The organism is Fontimonas sp. FW305-C-3, assembly GCF_058783185.1.
Genome location: NZ_JBYSYK010000003.1, coordinates 230998 through 249649 on the forward strand (window position 1 = coordinate 230998; position 18652 = coordinate 249649).

Consider the following 18652-nt stretch of genomic DNA (forward strand, 5'->3'; position numbering starts at 1 on the left):
ATCCCCCATGACCGAACTGATCGAGGACGTCGAAGCGCTGGTCGCCACCGTCGGCAAGGTGCCCGGTTCGCTGGACATGAAGGTCATGGATCACCTCGACGCCAGCGCGCTGCGCTGGCTGCAGGTGTCGCCGCTGGCGTTTGCGTCGTTCGGCGACAGCGGCAGCATCGACATCAGCGCCGCCGGCGGTGCGCCCGGCTTCGCGCAGGCGCCCGATCCGAAGCGCCTGCGTCTGCCGCGGGCGCTGCTCGACAGCCCGCAGTTCGCCCGCCCTGGCCGCGGCTTCGGTTCGCTGTTCCTGGCGCCCGGCATCGACGAGACGCTGCGCATCAATGGCCGGGTTGTGGCGGCCGATGGCGATGCGATCGAGATCGCGATCGACGAGTGCTATCTGCACTGCGCAAAGGCGCTGATGCGTTCCAAGTTCTGGGCCGCGCAGCCGCTCGATGGCGGGCCGGACGATGCCGCCGGTTTCATCGCGGAGAGCCGCTTCATGGCACTGGCGACGATCGACCGCGACGGCCGCGCCGATGTCAGTCCCAAGGGCGATCCGGCGGGCGCGATGCTCAAGCTGCAGGACGGCGCGGCCTGGTACGCGGACCGCCCCGGCAACCGCCGCGTCGACAGCTTCCGCAACCTGATCACGCAACCCAATCTCGCGGCGATGGTGCTGATTCCCGGTTCGACGCGTGTTGCAGTGCTGCACGGCGCGGCGCAGATCACGACCGGCATGACGATGCGCGAGGCCTTCGCGGTCGGTGAGCGCGTGCCGAAGATCGTCACCCGCGTGCAGCAGCCGCGTCTCGAACTGCGCGACAGCGCCGCCCTCGCCCGCGTGCGCCCCTGGCCGGCCGCCGCGGCGCCGGCCGATATCGATCCGGCGGCGATGTTTGTTGCTCATGTGAAAGAGAGCAAGGCGCGCGGCCTGCAGGCGACGATCGCCCGCGCGGCGCTGAATGTGCCGGGCCTGATGGAGAAAGGCCTGCAGCACGACTACAAGAACAACATGTACTGACACCATGTCGACGACCCATCCGAAGGCACCGACGCGCTGGTTCCGCACCAACCTCTGGCTGCATCGCTGGACCAGCCTGATCGCGACGCTGCCGTTCCTCGTACTGTGCCTGACCGGCACCGTGCTGATCTTCCATGAGGAGATCGATTACGCAATGGGCGTGATCCCGGACGGCGCGCGTTCGGCGCATGCACCGCAGCAGCCGCTGTCGGTCTCGGTGGCCAACGTCGCAGCGGCGTATCCGGACCAGCGTGTGCTCAGCGTCGGCATCGATGCCAAGAACCATCCGGGCGTGCAGCTGGTCGTCACCGCGGCGCGTGGCGAAACCGGCTTCGACAACGCGCAGCTGCGCTTCACCGAACTGGCGACCGGCCAGCTGATCGGCGAATCCGATCCGGCCAAGACCCTCACCGGCTTTCTGCTCGAACTGCACGCGCAGTGGTTCCTCGGTCCGGTCGGCGAGCTGATCGGCGCGCTGATCGCATTGCTGGTGCTGCTGTCGCTGCTGTCGGGCGTCGTCGTCTACGCGCCCTACGTCAAGCGCGTGGCCTTCGGCGTGCTGCGCCGAGGCCGCGGACCGCGCCTGCTGCAGCTCGATCTGCACAACTTCATCGGCGCGCTCGTGCTCGGCTGGGCACTGGTCGTCACCGTCACCGGCTTCATGCTCGGCTTCGGCAGCGTCGCGCTCGGCCTCTGGCAATACACTGAGCTGTCCGAGCTGCGCGCGCACGCCAACAGCCTCGAACCGGTCGACGCCGACCGGCCGCCGGTCGATGTCGACCGCGTGTTCGCCACCGCGCTGACGACGGCGCCGCCGGGCTGGAGCGTGGCCTCGGTGATCTTCCCCGGCACCGACTTCTCGACGCCGCGTCACTACACCGCGCTGCTGGTCGGTGCCGAAGGCGCCGAGGAACGCATGCTGCGCGTCGCAATCGTCGACGCCGCGACGGGCGAGATCGCCGCCGCGCCGGAATTCCCGCTGTATCTGAAGGCGATCTTCATCTCCGAGCCGCTGCACTTCGGCGACTACGGCGGCCTGCCGCTGAAGCTGCTGTGGACGGCCTGCACCTGGCTGACGCTGTTCATCACGGCCAACGGTGCCTGGCTGTGGTGGGACCGGCGCCGTCGTCGCAAGCGCACGACCGAGGTCATGGAAGTGATCGGAGTCACCGAATGAGCGCCGCCCCGCGCAGTCCGCTGGCGCTGGTCGGCGTGCTTGCCGTACTGAGCATCATCGGCCTCGTCACGATGCTGCTCGCTGGCTCGGCCTGGGGCGACGCCGCCGGCTTCGTGCTGACCGCGCTGCCGCTGATCGTCGGCGTCCGCCAGCTGCGGCGCGCACGCGCGCCGCGCTGACGGAAACCTCAGGAAACCTCAGGCCGCGCGCCGGTGCAGCAGCCGGTATAGCGCCGGCAACACCAATAGCGTCAGCAGTGTCGAGCTGATGACGCCGCCGATCACGACCGTCGCCAGCGGTCGCTGTACCTCCGAACCGATGCCGGTGTTGAAGGCCATCGGCACGAAACCGAGCGCCGCGACCAACGCTGTCATCAGCACCGGCCGCAGCCGCGTGCGTGCACCTTCGACGATCGCCGCATCGAGCGCCATGCCGCCCTCGCGCAGGCTGCGGATGAAGCTGACCATCACCAGACCGTTGAGCACGGCAACGCCGGACAGCGCGATGAAGCCGACCGCGGCCGAGATCGACAGCGGAATGTCGCGCAGCATCAGCGCCGCGATACCGCCGGTCAGCGCCAGCGGCACGCCGGTGAAGATCAGCAGCGCATCGCGCAGCGACGCGAACGCCAGCCACAGCAGGCCGACGATCAGCGCCAGCGTCAGCGGCACGACGATCGCCAGGCGCTGGCTGGCCGACTGCAGCTGCTCGAACGTGCCGCCGTAGGACAGCCAGTAGCCCGGCGGCAGCTCGGCCTGCGCATCGACCCGGCTGCGCAGCTCGGCGACGAAGCTGCCGAGATCGCGTTCGCGCACGTTGGCGGTGACGACGACGCGCCGCTTGCCGTTCTCGCGGTTGATCTGGTTCGGCCCCGGCGCCAGTAGCGGCGTCGCGACTTCGGCGAGCGGTACGTAACCGCCGCCAGGCAGCGGGATCGGCAACCGGGCGATCGCATCGAGATCGCTGCGCAGCGTCTCGCCAAGCCGGATCACCAGATCGTGCCGGCGGTCGCCATTGAACACCTGACCGACCGTCAGGCCGCCGTACGCGGCGCCGACCGCATCCTGCAGCGCGGCAACATCGAGGCCGTAACGCGCCAGTGCCTCGCGGTCCGGCTGCAGGCTCATGATCGGCAGGCCGGTCACCTGCTCCATCGCGACGTCCTGCGCACCGGCGACGCTGCCGACGATCGCCTCGATGCGCTCGCCGATCTCGCCGAGCACTTCGAGATCGTCGCCGTAGACCTTGACCGCGACGTCGGCGCGCACGCCGGACAGCAGCTCGTTGAAGCGCATTTGGATCGGCTGCGTGAACTCGTAGTTGTTGCCGGGCACCGGCCGCACGACCGCTTCGAGCTCGGCAACCAGCTGCGCCTTCGGCTTGCGCGGATCGGGCCACTCGCTGCGGTCCTTGAGAATGATGAAGTTGTCGGCGACCGACGGCGGCATCGGATCGGTCGCGATGTCGGCGGTGCCGATCTTCGCGACGATACGGTCGACCTCCGGCATCGTCTTCACCGCGGCTTCGAGCTGCGTCTGCATCGCGACTGCCTGCGTCAGGCTGGTGCCGGGAATGCGCAAGGCATGCATCGCGATGTCGCCTTCGTCGAGGTTGGGAATGAACTCGGTGCCCATGCGCGTCGCGAGCAGGCCCATCAGCAGCACCAGGGCCGCGGCGGCGCAGGCCAGCAGGCCGCGTGCGCCGAGGCTGAAGCGCAGTGCCGGCACGTAGAGGCGCTCCGTCATGCGCGCGAACCAGGTGTCCGCATGCGCGCGCGGCGCCGTCACGAACAGCGCGACCGCCGCCGGCACCGCGGTCACCGACAGCAGCATCGCCGCGACGAGCGCCATGACGACGGTCTGCGCCATCGGATGGAACATCTTGCCCTCGACGCCTGACAGCGCAAAGATCGGCAGATAGACGGCGGTGATGATGAACACGCCGAACAGCGCCGGCTGCATCACCTCGCGCGTCGCCTCGAAGACGATGTTCAGGCGCTGCTCCAGCGGCAGACGCCGGCCGTCGCCAGTTGCCGCGAGCGACAGGCGCCGCAGGCAGTTCTCGACGATGATGACCGCGCCATCGACGATCAGGCCGAAATCCAGCGCGCCGAGACTCATCAGATTCGCCGACACGCCGCTGCGGACCATGCCACTGATCGTCAGCAACATCGTCAGCGGAATGACCATCGCCGTGAGCAGCGCCGCGCGGATGTTGCCGAGCAGCAGGAACAGCACGACGATGACGAGCAGCGCACCCTCGACCAGATTCTTCTGCACCGTGCGCAAGGTCTTCTCGACCAGGCCGGTGCGGTCGTAGATCGTGACGATCTCCATGCCGGGCGGCAGCGAAGTCTGGATCGCCGCGATCTTCGCCGCGACGGCACTGGCGACCGCGCGGCTGTTCTCGCCGACGCGCATCATCACCGTGCCGAGCACGACCTCGCGACCGTTCTCGGTCGCCGCGCCGGTGCGCAGTTCCGGACCCGTCGTCACCGTCGCGACATCGCCGACGCGCAGCGGCGCCCCGGCGATCGTGCGGATCACGATGCCGCGCAGATCGTCGAGCGCCTGCGCGGCGCTACCGACCTGCCCCGGCACGCGCAGCAGAATCTGCTGCCCGTAGCGCTCGATGTAGCCGGCGCCGGCATTGGCGTTGTTGCGCTCCAGTGCCGCGGCCAGATCGCCGAGCGTGATGCCGTAGGCGAGCAGGCTCGCGGGGTCCGGCTGCACGAGGTACTGCATCTCGTAGCCGCCAATGGAGTTGACGTCGGCGACGCCGGCGACGCGCAGCAGCTGCGGCCGCACGATCCAGTCCTGCGCGAGCCGCAGATCGGTCGGCGTGATCGCCGAGCCATCGGCGTTGTTCGCCTCGGCGGCGGCTTCGACGCTGTACATGAAGATCTCGCCCAGGCCGGTCGCCGCCGGCCCCATCTGCGGCTCCAGCCGCGACGGCAGCTGTGACGAGATCGCCTGCAGGCGCTCGGCCACCTGCTGGCGGGCGAAATACGGATCGGTGCCTTCGTTGAAGATCACCGTCACCTGCGACAGGCCGTAGCGCGACAGCGAGCGCGTGTACTGCAGGCCGGCGAGTCCGGCCATCGCGGTCTCGACCGGATAGGTGACGCGCTGTTCCGCTTCGAGCGGCGTGTAACCGGGCGCCTCGGTGTTGATCTGCACCTGGATGTTGGTGATGTCGGGCACCGCGTCGATCGGCAGCTGCTGGTAGCTCCAGACACCGAACAGCGCGAAAGCGAAAACGATCAGCAGCACCGGAATCCGCTGCCGGATCGAAATCTGAAGAATGCGTTCGAGCATTGGATTTCTCAGTGATCGTGGCCGGCGCCGGACTTGTCGATGTCGGCCTTGATCAGATAACTGTTATCGACGACGTAGCGCGCACCCGGCGCCAGACCGCCCAGTACCTCGACATGGGTTTCGTCCTGGCGACCCAGTTCGAGCCTACGGACTTCATAGGTCTCACCGACCTGTTCGTAGACCACCGTGAAATCGCGAAAGCTCTGCAGCCCGCTGCGCTTCACGGCCAGCGGCACTGCGGTCTCGCCAATCTGCACCAGGCCGCGCATGAACAGCCCCGGCGTCCAGTGTCCCGCCGTGTTGTCGAGATCGACACGCGCCGTGTAGACGCCGCTGAGCGAACCATGCGCCGGCCCTTCGACCGGCGCGATGCGCACGATGCGGCCGCTGCCTTCGCTGCCGCCGCCATCGACCGGCACGACGCGCACCGACTGGCCGACCTTCACACGCGGCAGATCGCGCGGGAACACCGAAAGCTCCAGCCACAGGCGCCGATAATCGGCGACGACGAACAGCGGCTCGGTGCCGGCCATCTCGCCGGGATTCGCATGGCGTTCGAGAACGAGGCCGGCAATCGGCGCCGTCAGCGCATAGCTCTGCAGGCTGTCGCTGCTCTCGATCAGCGCCAGACGCTCGCCGGCCTCGACGCGCTCGCCGGCGGTCTTGTAGACCGCGCGGATCGCACCCGGAAAGCGCGCGGTCACGCTGCGCAGATACTCGGCATTGGCAACGACGCGACCGCTGAGCGTCAGCGTATCGGCAATCGCCGCGCCGCCGGCAATGCCGGTCTTCACGCCGGCTTCCTCGGCCTGGCGCGCAGCGATCGTCGTGCGACCCTCGAAGCTGTCGTAGTTCCAGAGATGCGTCTTGCCGTTCTCGGTCGCGGTCACGCTCACCTGGAACGAATGCGGTTCGGCCACCGCGGCGTTGCCGAGCAGATAATCATCCTTCGGCACGAAGCTGATCCGGTCGACAGCGCCGCCCAGACGCGTCAGCTCGACGGTGACCTGCGCGTCGCTCGGCGGCAGCGGTCGGTCGTCGCGGAACAGGTAGACGCGGAACAGGTAGACGCGGTACTCGGGCTGCGTGCCGTCCTCGAAGATCTGCAGCTCCAGCGCGAAGTCGCCATCACGCAGCAGTCGCCCGCGATGCGGTCCACGTTCTTCGCTCTCCTCGGCCGCATGCCCATGGTCATGCGCGGCCTCGTCGTCGGCGTGAGGCTTGCAGGCAGACAGCGCGAGAACACACAGCAACAGCGTAAAGACAGACAGACGGTTCATGGCGTGCTCCCGATGACCAGATTCTCGCCGCTGATGTTTTCCAGCTCGGCGAGCAATGAATGGAAACGCGCCGCGGTGTCGACCCGTTCGCGTAAAGCAGATGCGCGTTCCAGCAGCACCTGCGACAGTTCCTGATAGCCGTAACGGCCGCGTTCATAGGCGTATTGCGTCTGCTTGAGCGCCTCGTCGCGCGCCGGCAGCACCCGCGTGTCGAGCAGCTGCAGCGCCTCGCGCGCGTGGTGCAGCTCCTGATAGCGGTCGAACAGCAACTCCTCGGCACGCAGCAGGGCGGCGCCGCCCTCGGCCTTGCTCTGCTCGTACCGCGCCGCGGCGATCGCCGCCTCATCGGTAGCGCGGCGCCCGGCGAACAACGGCAGGCTCAGACCGACAACCAGGCCGACATCGTCGCCGTCCTCGTAGCGGCGCATGCCGGCAGTCAAGGTCGGCCGCAGGCCGGCGCTGGCCAGCGCAACACGCCGCTCGGCATCGAGTGCCGCCGCCTGCGCGAGACGCGCCTGCGCCGCCGGGCTTTGCGCCAGGCGTTCGCGCAACTCCTCGAGCGGACGGACCTCCGGCAGCTCGAAGAAATTCGCCTGCAGGACACCGAAGTCCGGCGTACGCACACCCATGCTGACTGCGAGCGCAACGCGCGCACTCGCCTCTTCATGCTCCGCGTGCTCGCGCTCAAGCATCGCCTGCGCCAGCGCCGCTTCGGCCCTGGCACGCTCGGCAAGCGGCGAGCGCGCGGCGGCCACCCGCTCCTTCGCGCTCGCCAGGGTCTGCTCCGCCAGTGCAACCGAGGCCTCGGCGAGTTGCAGGCGCTGCGCATCGACGGCCGCTTCGATGAAGCGCTGGGTGACTTCGGCATAGGCGGCGCGGCGCCGCTGCAGCTGATCGGCCTTCAGCGCATCGGTGCGTGCATCGGCGAGTTGCAGGCGTCCACGGCCCTGCCCGCCGAGCTCCAGCGCCTGGACGAAGCTCAACGTCCACTGCGCGGCATCGAGGCCGCTGCGGGCGCCACTTCCGAGCGCGTCCTCCAGCATCAGGCCGGCTTCGCCCGATGGCGCGCGTCCGGCGAGCCGGCGTTCGGCACTGGCGCCGTCCAGCTCGGCGCCGAAGGCCTGCAGATCGGGATGTGATTCGGCGGCGCGCTGCAGCGCACCGGCCAAGGTCAAAGGCTCAGCGGCGATTGCCGGCCATGCGAACAGCAGGCCCGATGCGACGAGCGCAGACCGCCATGCAAGGCGGCGATACAAACGGTAAACCACGGGGAATCCTCATTTCGGGAACGCGGAACTGCGCCGCGCCCAAGGAGGACGCTGCGCGCTATGCGAACGCGAAAGGAGCCGGCGGTGCCTGGCTGGGCGGCCTGAGGTGTGCGGGCGGTCCGTGACCGGGCATTTCCCGCAGATAGCCAATGGCGAGCGTCGGTGTCAGCGTTTCGACAACCGGCACACACTGCGCCAGCGCCGGACTCTGGTCCGCCTTCAGCTGCGATCGGGAAATCAGACCATCGTCGTTGCAATCGACGTCGACCGCGCCGCTGGCGTGCGCATCGGCATGATCGGCGTCGTAGGCGTTGACCACATGAACATGCGCCGGAGCGGCATCATTGTCATGCTGATGTTCGTGCCAATGATCCTGCGCACTGCCGAGTCCGGCCAGGAGCCAGATCGACAGCAGCACGCGGAACGAGCGGGAGAACATGCCGTCAGTGTAGCCGACCGCCGTCCATCCGCGGAATCGACCGGCCTAGGCTGAACGCCAGAGCCTACCGGCTTCGGTGACTTCCCATGCGGCAGCGCCAAGCTTGCTGACGAAGCCGAGCTTCTCCAGCGAGGCCATGGTGGCGGTGGTACACACCGGATGGCCATTGACCTCGACACGCGTACCGCGCGCGACGTAGGCCTTCCAGCCCTGACCCATCCAGGTCATGACCGCGACTTGCGACTTGCTGAGTTTGCTGGCCAACCGAATCCCCTGGCGATCTGACGTGAAACCGCGTGCCTAGGGCCACAGTCTGAGACCAGAGTACAGTCTGCGCCAGTCCGGGATCTGCGCGGCGCGCGACTCGGCGTCTAGTTGTACGCGCTCTGCGGCTCGTCGAGGTAGTCGCGGGTCAGGCCGTACTTGCGCAGCTTCTCGACCAGCGTCGTGCGACGCGTGCACAGCAGCTTGGCGGCGTGGGCAACGACGCCGCCGGACTGCAGCATGGCCTGGCGGATCAGTTCCAGCTCGATGCCTTCGATGTGATCCTTGAGGTTGATGCCGTCAATCGGCAGCTCGGCGTTCTTGGCGTCGCCAGCCGTCGACACCGGGATCGGCATCGCCGAGCTGGCATCGATGATCATCGGCGTCACCAGACTGACGACCGTGTTCGGCGAGGCCGCCGCTTGCGGCGCTTCGAAGATCGTCGATTCGTCCAGCGGCTTCGCCGCCAGCGCGACGCGATAGCGCTCCGGCAGTTCGGCGGCGCCGACCGCCTGCTGCGGATGCAGCACGGCGAGACGTTCGATCAGGTTGGACAGCTCGCGGACATTGCCCGGCCAGTGATAGCGGCGCAGCGCGTTGATTGCGTCCGGCGCCAGGCGCACCTTGCCGCGGCCGCCGCGCTCCAGCGTCTTGGTCAGGTCGTCGACCAGCATCGGCAGATCTTCCAGGCGATCGCGCAGCGCCGGCATCTCGATCGGGAACACGTTCAGGCGGTAGAACAGGTCTTCGCGGAACGTGCCCTTGAGAATCGCTTCCTCAAGATTGCGGTGAGTCGCGGTGATGATGCGAACGTCGCAGTGCGAGCTGCGGTTGGAACCGACGCGCTCATAGCTGCGCTCCTGCAGCACGCGCAGAATCTTGACCTGCATCGGCAGCGGCATGTCGCCGATCTCGTCGAGAAACAGCGTGCCGCCGTCGGCCATTTCGAAACGGCCGCGGCGCGCGGTGATCGCGCCGGTGAACGCGCCTTTCTCGTGGCCGAACAGCTCGCTCTCGAGCAGCTCGTGCGGAATCGCGCCGCAGTTGACGGCGACGAACGGGCGGTCGCAGCGGTTGGACTGTTCGTGGATCGCGCGGGCAACGACTTCCTTGCCGGTACCGGATTCGCCGGTGACCAGCACCGTGGTGTCGAAGCTGGCGACCTGCTCGATCATCTTGCGCAGGCGGCGTACCGCGACGGACTGGCCGGTCGGACCGCTCAGCGCCGGCTGGCGCGGCGCCGGTTCCGGGTTGAGGCGGCAGGCGCGGCTGAGCAGATCGTTGAGCTGGCTATAGCGCACCGGCGTCTCGAGCATCAGGCAGGCGCTGGCATCGAGCCGGCAGTTGGCCTGCACGGCTTCGTGATACGGCTGCAGCACCAGCAGCGGCGGATGCATGCGGTCGCGGCGCAGCCAGTTGACGAAGGCCATCAGCGGCTCGCTTTCGGTGCGGCCGACGACGATCGCGGCGTAACCCGCCGAGCGCAGCTTGTCGACGTCGATCTGGTTCGGGCTTTCGTAGACGACGGCGCGGTAGTCGATGAACTCCAGCACCGACCGCAGGCTTTCGGCACGCTCGGCATCGTTGTCGACGATCAGGACGCGGGCTTCAGCCATGGGCCTGCTCCTTCGCAGTCGTCGGGTGCTGGGTCTGAACCATGTTTGTCGTCTTCATGATTTCACCGTGCCGGTAGTGCATCTGGAATGGCTTAGCTCTTGACCTTGATCCGCGAGACGCGCGGACGTTCGCAACGTTCCTTCGCCGGGGCGATGTGCATCGCCTCGCGATACTTCGCCACCGTGCGGCGTGCGACATGCACGCCGTTGCGCGCGAGGATCGCGGTGATGTCGCCATCGCACAGCGGTGCGCGGGTGCTTTCTTCGTTGAGGATCTTGCGGATCATCGCCTTGACGGCGGTGCCGGAGACTTCCGCTTCGCCAGCGCTGCGGCCCGCGATCAGCGACGGGAAGAAGGCCTTCAGCTCGTAGATGCCCCACGGCGTCTGCACCCACTTCTGCGAGGTGACGCGGCAGATCGTCGATTCGTGCATGCCGATCGCGTCGGCAATCTCGTGCAGGGTCAGCGGCGCCATGCCGACTTCGCCCTTCTCGAGGAACTGCGCCTGGCGCTCGAAGATCGCGCGCGCGGTGCGCAGCAGCGTGTCGTGGCGCATCTCGAGGCCACGCACCAGCCAGCGCGCTTCCTGCAGCTGGTCGCGCAGCGCGGTCGCGCCGCTGGACTGCGTCACCGAGCGCTCATACATGCGGTTGATGCGCGGCCGCGGCAACGAGCGGTTGTTGAGCTGGACCAGCCAGGCGCCGCGACGGCCGCTGACGGTCAGGTCCGGGATCACCGCCTGCGCCGGCGCGGCGAGCGCGGCGGCCGGCTTCGGGTTCAGCGACAGGATCAGATCGAGTGCCTGGTGCAGCTGTTCGGCGTCGACGTCCAGCGCGGTGCGCAGCTCGGCGAAATCGCCGGTGGCGACGCGCTCAAGGCAGGTCGTGACGATGTACTGGGCGAGATTCAGCCCCGGCGTCTGCAGCGGGTGCGAGCGCAGCTGCAGCTGCAGGCACTCGCTGAGATTGCGGGCGCCGAAGCCGCAGGGCTCGACCGACTGCAGCAGGTTCAATGCCGCTTCGAGTTCGGCTTCTTCCGGCACCGGCTGCAGGCCGCATTCCAGCGCGATGCCGCTCAGCGGCTGCACCAGGTAACCGTTGTCGTCGACGGCGTCGAGCATGACCTCGATCAGGCGCGCCTCGCGGGCGGAGCGCACGACCATCTGCAGCTGTTCGAGCGCGGCGATGCGGGCGTCTTCGACGGCGGCCATCGGCGTACGGGCTTCCCAGGACTCGCCGTCTTCGTCGAGCGGCTCGCCGCCCGACCAGCTGTCGGCGCTGCTCCATTCGAAATCGGCTTCGACCTCGGCGTGCGCGCCGGCATCCATGCCGCTGACTTCGTCGTGACGCTCTGCATTGGCGGCCGGTTCCGGCTCGGCCGGTGCTTCGACCTCGTCGTCGGCGTCGTCGTCGGCGGCGTCTTCGAGCATCATGTTGGTCTCGAGGGCCTGGCGCAGTTCCTGCTCCAGTTCCAGCTTCGAGAGCTGCAGCATGCGGATCGACTGGAGCAGCTGCGGCGTCATCGCCAGGTGCTGTCCCATCTGCGTCTTGAGCTGTGCTTTCATCGGCTGGATTCCTCTATCCGCGCGTGGCGTGTTGGAAACTACTTTGACGATGGCGGCCTACCTGACACAGCAGGATGATCCTTACAACGAGTAAGGGAAACCCTGAGTCGTGTCGGCTTTTTGCCATTCCTCGGGCCGAAGCTGCCGCTGCGAGTTTCTGCGCCATGGAAGCGTCTCAGACCGTCGCGAAATCAAGGCCGGTACGGATGGCATAGCGCATCAGCGCATTGGTGCCGTAGAGACCCAGCGATTCCATCAGACGCGCGCGATGGGTCTCGACGGTCTTGATGCTGACGCCCATAAGGCCGGCGATTTCCTTGGTCGATTTGCCGCGCGAGATCATCTGCAGCACCTGGCGCTGGCGCGGCGTCAGATCGACGCCGTCTTCCATGCGCTGGCCGGCCCGGCGTTCGACCGCCTTGTGCGACACCGACGGGCTCAGATAGATGTGCTTGCGCTCGACCGCGCGCAGGGCGGCACCCAGCTCGTCAGGCTCCGCATCCTTGGCGATGAAGCCGGCGGCGCCTTGGCGCAGCGCGCTGCGGACGTGCTGGCCGTCGGTCATCCCGGTCAGGATGATGACGGCGACTTCCGGGTAATGGCGGTGGATCTGGATCAGGGCTTCGAGACCGGTCATGCCGGTCAGGTTGATCTCGGTCAGGACCACGTCGGGGCGCAGGCGGCCGCAGAGTTCGAGCAGGGCCTGGCCGTTGTCAGCCTCGCCGACGACGACGCCGTGCGAGTGGACTTCAATCAGGTGACGCAGGCCGGCCCGTACCAGTGTTTGAGACTCCGCCAGACCTACCCGCATGTGCGCTACCCCGGTGAGTGATGGCCGGAATGCTACTGCCCAGTACTAGGACATCTCGCGGCCAGCCGGCGAACGTGCGTCGGCGACCGACCGCCGGTGACGGACGAAAACGTAGCGCTCCATTTCCAGCGCGCAGGCCTCGCCGAGCACCTGGAAAACCGCCTCGCCGGGCGCCTGGATCTGCGCCGGCCACAGCAGCGGCGACGGCAGCCCCGGATGCAGATGGATGCGCAGCAGGACCCGGCTGCCGACGGCCGGCAATTCGCCGCCCTGCCAGCTGATACCGGCCGGCGTCACCCGCGCCGCCACCGCCGCCGGCAGCGGCTGTGCCTGGCTCAGCAACGCCGACAGCAGCTCCAGCACGATGTCCATCTTGTGATGCAGGCGCTCGATCTCGGCCGTCACCGGCTCGTCCGGCTCGGCACGGCGCGGCCGTTCGTCGAGCAGCGTCGCGGCGGTCAGCAGGCGCAGGTTGTGGTCATGCCAGTGGGCAAGCTGGCGGTCCGCCGGCGCCGTCGTCAGCGGCGTCCAGCTGAGCGGAATGTGGTCGTGATAGCCGAGCAGTTCGTGCAGCGGCTGCGCGGCGGCAGCTTCGGCGACGCCGGCCTGCGCCTGGCCGTTCATCGGGCGATCCCTTCCCAGCCGGACTGGATTTCGCGGCTGAGACGCATCACTTCCTCCAGCGCCTGTTCGTCGTTGTCGGCATTGGCCTTGACCAGGCGCCGCGTCATGTACTCGTAGAGCGCGTCGAGGTTGCTCGCCAGCGCGCCGCCGGCCTCGCGGTCGAGGCAGACGCGCAGGTGCTCGACGATCGCCACCGCGCCGCCGATCTGGCGCGCCTTGGTCGCGACATCGCCGCGCATCAGCGCGCCGCGCGCCGCGGCGAGGCGTTCGAGCAGGCCGGCGTAAAGCATCGACACGAGCTTGTGCGGGCTGGCATCGGCAGCCGCGCCGACGCTGGAAACGCTCTGGTACTGACGGACGGCGGTGGCGTAGGACACGGCGACAACCTGCTGGGGGACTAAAATCTTTATCGGCGGACTTGCGGGGTTCTTGAGCCTTCGGCCCTGTGCATTTTTTGGACGTAGGATGGGCCGCCAGGCCCATCATTGCGCGACCAGAAGCGGTTGATGGGCCTGGCGGCCCATCCTACGGACCGGACGTGCGGGATATCAGCTGTTGCTGTTCGTCAGCGCCGCCAGCTGCTGGGTCAGATAGCTGCTCGTCGCGTTCATCTTCGACATCAGCGTGTCGAGCGCGCTGAACTGCGTGCGGTAGCGCAGCGTCATCCGCGCCATGCGCTCGTCGAGCGCTTCCTGCTGCTTGTCGATGCTCTTCTGCTGCGACTTGAGCGCGCTGTCGCGGGTCTCGATGCGGCCGCCGGTGCCGAGCGTGCGGTCGAGCGCCGTGGCAAGCCGCGTTGCATAGCCGTCGGTCGCGCTGAACAGCTTCTGCACGCCGGCGCGATCGCTGCTCATCGCCGTACCGAGTTTGGTGCTGTCGATCTTCAGCGTGCCGTCGGTGCTGGTCGTGATGCCGATCTCGGACAGATAGCCGAAGGCGCCGCCACCGCTGACGGTGCTGCCGATGATGCCGCGGATTTCCTGCGCGGCGCCGCGCGCCAGAGAATCGCCGGCCAGCGCCGCGCCTTCCTTCTTGACCGGGTCGTAGCGCGTCAGCGTGCTGATCGCGGCGATCGCGGTGTTGTAGGCGCGGACGAAGGACTCGATCGCGGTCGTCGCGGTCTTGCTGTCGTTGGCGACGCTGAGGCTCGCCACCGTGCCCGGCTCGGCCTTCGCCAGGTTCAGCGTCAGGCCGTCGATGACGCCGCTGACGCTGTTGCTCGACGAATAGTGGTCATAGCCCTCGACGCGCACATGCGCGTCCTGCGCCGCCTGCTTCTCGGTGAAGCTGGCAATGCTGCTGTTCACCGTGATCGCCGAGGCGGTACCGGTGGATGTCGACGTCAGCAGCAGGCGCGTACTGCCGTTGTCCTTGACCAGCGTCGCGACGACGCCGACGTTGTCCTCGTCGGCATTGATCTTGTCGCGCAGCGCGGCCAGCGAGTTGTCGCCGTCGCTGAGCGTGACCGTAAACGACTTGGCGCCGACCGTGAATTGGACGTCGCCGTTGCCAAGCACCGTGTCGGCGCCGGCATAGGTGCCGGACACCAGCTTGTGCGGCTGCGCCAGCGCGACGACTTCAACACTGTAATTGCCCGCCACCGCGCCGGTACCGGCGCTGGCGCCGAACAGATCGGTCTTGCTGGAGGTTGCGGCGAGCTTGGTCAGCGCACCGCCGCTCTTGAGGTCGGCGACCGCGGTCTGCAACCCGGCCATCACGGCGCGGAAAGTGCCGAGCGCGGAAATCTGCGCATTGACCTTGGTCTCGGCCGTCGCGAGCCGGGTGTCGGCATTCTGGCGCTCGGCAGCGACCAGCTGGCTGACCAGCGAGCTGACTTCGAGTCCGGAACCGATTCCGGCGGAACTGATGCTGGCCATGCCTCGCTCTCCTAAGCGGTCGCCGCCAGCAGTCCGCCGGCGGCCGTTCCGTTCTTCTGCAGATGTTTGGCGATCCGCAGCGCTTCTTCGCTGGGAATCTGACGGACGACGGTCCCGTCGCGACGATCGGACACCGTCACGACCACGCGGCCGAGGTCTTCCTCGATGCGGAAACTCAGATCGACGCCGGCCTGCTCGGCGGCTTCGCGCAGCCAGGGCAATGCACCCGCCAGATCGGCGGTGGCGGTACCCGCGGTTTCGGCATCGGCACTCGCGGCGGCGGTCGTCGGCGCCGGCTCATGTCTGGATGGTGCGTCCGGCGAAACGCCGGAATGGCCGCTACCTTGCGGTGCGACCAGTGCAGAGACTGCTGGAAGGGTGGGCATCATGTCCGCACCTGCGTCTTTGAGTGTGCGTTGATCTCGCCGACATCCCTCTCACCATCGACGGATTGGAGACCGGATCAGGGCAGCTGGGAACCGGAGAACCAGTGCCCCGATCCGGCCCCCTCTCCATCCATGGAGAGAGGGCGCGGTTTGAAGCTTGGCTTAGCCGCGCAGCAGGCTCAGCACGTTCTGCGGGGCCGAGTTGGCCTGGGCCAGCATCGCCGTACCGGCCTGCTGCAGGATCTGCGCGCGGGACAGGTTGGCGGTTTCGGCCGCGAAGTCGGCATCCTGGATGCGCGACCGCGAAGCGGTCATCGACTCCGAAGCGCTCGACAGGCTGGTCACGACCGACTCGAAGCGGCGCTGGTAGGCACCGAGCGAAGCGCGGGCGGTGTTGACGGCATTGAGCGCGGCATCCATCGACTGCATCGCGGTGTCTGCGCCAGCGACGCTGGACAGATCGAGCGAGGCAAAGCCGGTGGCGGTCGCGGCAGCGGTCGTCGCGGCGCTGAGGCCGGTCGTCGCAGCCGTCGAGGTACCGCCGGCATGCGCAACCGTGATGCCGGTGCCGCTGGTCGAAACCAGGGTGACCGTCGTCGCCGTGTCGTTGACCGCATAGACGCCGGTCTGATCGGACACCGAGTTCACCGCATCGCGCACCTGGCCGGCACGCTCGGTGGCCGAGGCAGCGGCCGCAAAGCCACCGACGCTGATCGCACCGTTGCCGTTGCCGCCATCGATGGTCAGGTGACCCGCGGTGACTGCCGTGAAGGTGGTCGCGGCAGCGCCAGTGACAGATGCGCGGATGTAGGAGCCGAGCGAAGTGCTGTTCGCATTCACGATGCTCGCGACCGAAATCGTTTCGCCGGCGTTCGCGCCAATCTGGAAAGCCTGATTGGTGAACGAACCGTCGAGCAGCTTCACGCCGTTGAACGAAGTCTGCGAGGCGACGCGGTTGATTTCCGACATCAGCTGCTGGGCTTCGGTGTTCATCGCGTCACGATCGGACTGGCTGTTCGTGGCGTTGCGCGACTGCACCGCGAGTTCGCGGATGCGCTGCAGGTTGTTGGTGACTTCGCCGAGCGCGGATTCCGCCGTCTGCACCAGCGAGATGCCGTCGTTGGCATTGCGGGCAGCCTGGTTGATGCCGCGGATCTGCGTCGTGAAACGCTCCGAGATCGCGAGACCAGCAGCGTCATCCTTGGCGCTGTTGATGCGCAGACCCGAAGACAGGCGCTGCAGCGAAGTGGAGAGCGAGGACTGCGAGGTCGTCAGGTTGCGCTGGGCATTGAGCGAGCTCACGTTGGTGTTGATGATTTGCATGGACTTCTCCTGATTGATCCCATTTTGGGAGGCTAAAACCGGGGCGGATTTTCTGGATCCGATCCCGCCTCAGCGGTCCCCTGGTAGGGAAGGTTTGCCGCTGCTGAGGGCTTTATCGGGAGAACGTCGACGAAACTTGAGAGAAATTTGCTACATGCGACGAACGGTCATTGCATTGGGGATGAATGGTCGCGTTGAGGCTTTTTATGTTCGACAGACAGAATAAATAGTTCGGCTGCGGTCTCTCGATACAGCGCGCCAGAAGGCGCGCCGCTCGAGACGAACGGAGAGTGCAGACATCAGGTGAAGTTCCTCCCTCTCCCCGCGTGCGGGGAGAGGGTTGGGGTGAGGGGCGTCTTTTCAGTCGAAGGACTGAACGCTCTTCTCGTCAGGAGATATTTCTCATGAGCTGCAGCGATCCATCGCCTCAGCGCTGCATACCCTGCCCCTCACCCCGGCCCTCTCCCCGCAGGCGGGGAGAGGGAGAGTCGGGCTCAGCGCAGATAGTCGAACAGCGACAACCCCTGCACTCGCGTATAGGTCTGCTGCGCAGCCTGCAGCGCGGTCAGCTGCATCTGCAGCCGCGTCGCGGCTTCGGCGTAATCGAGATCGCGCAGATCCGACAGTGCTTCCTTGGCATCGAGTTCCTGCGCACCGAGCTGGTTCGACGCCTGCTCGGCGGCGTTGAGCCGCACGCCGACACCGGCGCGCAGATCGGAGAAATGCGCCTGCGCGTTGTCGAGTTCACTCAAACCCTGCTGTAGCGCGGTCTGCCACTGTCCGCGCTGCGCGGCGTTGTCCTGTGGCGTCTGCATCATGCCGGCGAGCTTGTCGATCAGCGCCAGCACGTCCTGCGACTGGCTCGGCGCCAGGTTGTAGCTGTCGCCGTTGGCCGGCGACCCGCTGAACGACACTTCGACGCCGCGGAAGCGGATCGCGCTGCCGGCTGTGTAGCTGCCGCTCTGGATGAGATTGTTGCCGCTGTCGCGGACTTCGTAACTGCCGTTGTTGAATCCGATGCTGTATGCGCCGCCGTCCCAGGCGGCGGCATCGACGACCTTGCTCGCGGTCAGTTGCGAGCCGCCGCTGTTGGTCGCCGCGGCGGCGACCGCGAACGTGCCGTTGCCGCTGCGCAGATTGAGGAACACCGTGTCGCCGGCATCGCCCTCGGCGATCATCCGCGTCGCACCGATCTGCGCATTGCGCACCTGCTGGTCGCCGCTGTAGCTGGCGACGCTGCCGGTCCAGGAGAACGGCGCACTGCCATCGGCGCTGCCGGCAAAGATGTAGCGGCCCTGACCGTCGTCGCGGTTGGCGATGCCGAGCATCTGCTCGCGCAGCGCTTCCAGCTCGACGCCGATCGCGGCGCGCGACTGCGCCGACTGGCCGGCGCTGTTGGCCTGCAGGCTGAGTTCGCGCACCCGCTGCAGCACATCGATGCCTTCGGCGAGCGCGCCCTCCTCGACCGACAACCGATGATTGGCTGCATCCGCACTGGATTGGTAACGGCCGATCTGCGCGAGCTGGCGATCGAGGCCTTGAGCCGCGCCGAAGCCGACCGGATCGTCGCTGGCGCTGAACCACTTCTGGTTCGACGACAGCTGGTTCTGCGTGTGCGCGAGCTGGCTCTGCTGGCGCTGCATCGCCGTCACGCCCTGGTTGTGCAGCATGTTGGTCGAGATACGCATGG

At 67.3% G+C, this 18652-nt stretch carries 17 protein-coding genes; 3 read left to right on the plus strand and 14 right to left on the minus strand.

All coding sequences use genetic code 11. The features are described 5' to 3' along the window. Positions 1–7 precede the first annotated feature (7 nt). From AC3WUF_RS12525 to AC3WUF_RS12535, 3 genes are read left to right on the plus strand one after another with little or no spacing between them, the layout of a single operon-like run. Entirely contained in the window at positions 8–1015 is a 1008-nt protein-coding gene (locus tag AC3WUF_RS12525) for a pyridoxamine 5'-phosphate oxidase family protein (protein ID WP_492426034.1), read from the plus strand. Positions 1016–1019: 4 nt separating this feature from the next. Then, on the plus strand, positions 1020–2192 hold the full coding sequence (locus tag AC3WUF_RS12530) for a PepSY-associated TM helix domain-containing protein (RefSeq protein WP_492426036.1): 1173 nt from the start codon (positions 1020–1022) through the stop codon (positions 2190–2192). Beyond that, positions 2189–2371 carry a hypothetical protein gene (locus AC3WUF_RS12535; RefSeq protein WP_492426038.1) on the plus strand — a complete coding sequence of 61 codons (183 nt, stop codon included), beginning with the start codon at positions 2189–2191 and terminating at the stop codon, positions 2369–2371. The genes AC3WUF_RS12530 and AC3WUF_RS12535 overlap by 4 nt, the downstream gene beginning before the upstream one ends. A gap of 18 nt (positions 2372–2389) precedes the next feature. Here the strand turns inward: AC3WUF_RS12535 and AC3WUF_RS12540 are convergent, their stop codons facing one another. The 14 genes from AC3WUF_RS12540 to flgL all read right to left on the minus strand — a co-directional run bounded on the left by AC3WUF_RS12540 (position 2390) and on the right by flgL (position 18650). After that, positions 2390–5509, minus strand: coding sequence for an efflux RND transporter permease subunit (locus AC3WUF_RS12540; RefSeq protein WP_492426040.1), 3120 nt, complete (start codon positions 5507–5509; stop codon positions 2390–2392). 8 nt (positions 5510–5517) lie between these two features. Continuing rightward, the gene (locus AC3WUF_RS12545; protein WP_492426042.1) at positions 5518–6789 is read right to left on the minus strand and encodes an efflux RND transporter periplasmic adaptor subunit; all 1272 of its coding nucleotides are present in this window, start codon (positions 6787–6789) and stop codon (positions 5518–5520) included. Further along, positions 6786–8057: a TolC family protein gene (locus tag AC3WUF_RS12550; protein WP_492426044.1), complete on the minus strand. Its 1272-nt coding sequence runs from the start codon at positions 8055–8057 to the stop codon at positions 6786–6788. The genes AC3WUF_RS12545 and AC3WUF_RS12550 overlap by 4 nt, the downstream gene beginning before the upstream one ends. Before the next feature lie 58 nt (positions 8058–8115). Further along, positions 8116–8475: a hypothetical protein gene (locus AC3WUF_RS12555; protein WP_492426046.1), complete on the minus strand. Its 360-nt coding sequence runs from the start codon at positions 8473–8475 to the stop codon at positions 8116–8118. A 66-nt stretch (positions 8476–8541) separates the two neighbouring features. Continuing rightward, positions 8542–8760, minus strand: a complete 219-nt coding sequence (locus AC3WUF_RS12560) for a hypothetical protein (protein WP_492426048.1) — start codon at positions 8758–8760, stop codon at positions 8542–8544. A gap of 107 nt (positions 8761–8867) precedes the next feature. After that, positions 8868–10376: a sigma-54 dependent transcriptional regulator gene (locus tag AC3WUF_RS12565; RefSeq protein WP_492426050.1), complete on the minus strand. Its 1509-nt coding sequence runs from the start codon at positions 10374–10376 to the stop codon at positions 8868–8870. A 92-nt stretch (positions 10377–10468) separates the two neighbouring features. Further along, positions 10469–11941: an RNA polymerase factor sigma-54 gene (gene rpoN, locus AC3WUF_RS12570; protein WP_492426052.1), complete on the minus strand. Its 1473-nt coding sequence runs from the start codon at positions 11939–11941 to the stop codon at positions 10469–10471. Between the two features lie 175 nt (positions 11942–12116). Beyond that, positions 12117–12752, minus strand: a complete 636-nt coding sequence (locus AC3WUF_RS12575) for a response regulator (RefSeq protein ID WP_492426054.1) — start codon at positions 12750–12752, stop codon at positions 12117–12119. A gap of 45 nt (positions 12753–12797) precedes the next feature. Continuing rightward, a complete protein-coding gene (locus tag AC3WUF_RS12580; protein ID WP_492426056.1) occupies positions 12798–13376 on the minus strand; it encodes a PilZ domain-containing protein in 579 nt (192 codons plus the stop codon). Continuing rightward, on the minus strand, positions 13373–13753 hold the full coding sequence (gene fliS, locus AC3WUF_RS12585; RefSeq protein ID WP_492426058.1) for a flagellar export chaperone FliS: 381 nt from the start codon (positions 13751–13753) through the stop codon (positions 13373–13375). The genes AC3WUF_RS12580 and fliS overlap by 4 nt, the downstream gene beginning before the upstream one ends. 171 nt (positions 13754–13924) lie before the next feature. Then, positions 13925–15253, minus strand: coding sequence for a flagellar filament capping protein FliD (gene fliD / locus AC3WUF_RS12590; protein ID WP_492426060.1), 1329 nt, complete (start codon positions 15251–15253; stop codon positions 13925–13927). Positions 15254–15264: 11 nt separating this feature from the next. Beyond that, a complete protein-coding gene (locus AC3WUF_RS12595; protein ID WP_492426062.1) occupies positions 15265–15642 on the minus strand; it encodes a flagellar protein FlaG in 378 nt (125 codons plus the stop codon). Between the two features lie 159 nt (positions 15643–15801). Next, positions 15802–16962, minus strand: a complete 1161-nt coding sequence (locus AC3WUF_RS12600) for a flagellin N-terminal helical domain-containing protein (RefSeq protein ID WP_492426064.1) — start codon at positions 16960–16962, stop codon at positions 15802–15804. Positions 16963–17456: 494 nt separating this feature from the next. Further along, a complete protein-coding gene (gene flgL / locus AC3WUF_RS12605; RefSeq protein WP_492426066.1) occupies positions 17457–18650 on the minus strand; it encodes a flagellar hook-associated protein FlgL in 1194 nt (397 codons plus the stop codon). Positions 18651–18652 lie beyond the last annotated feature (2 nt).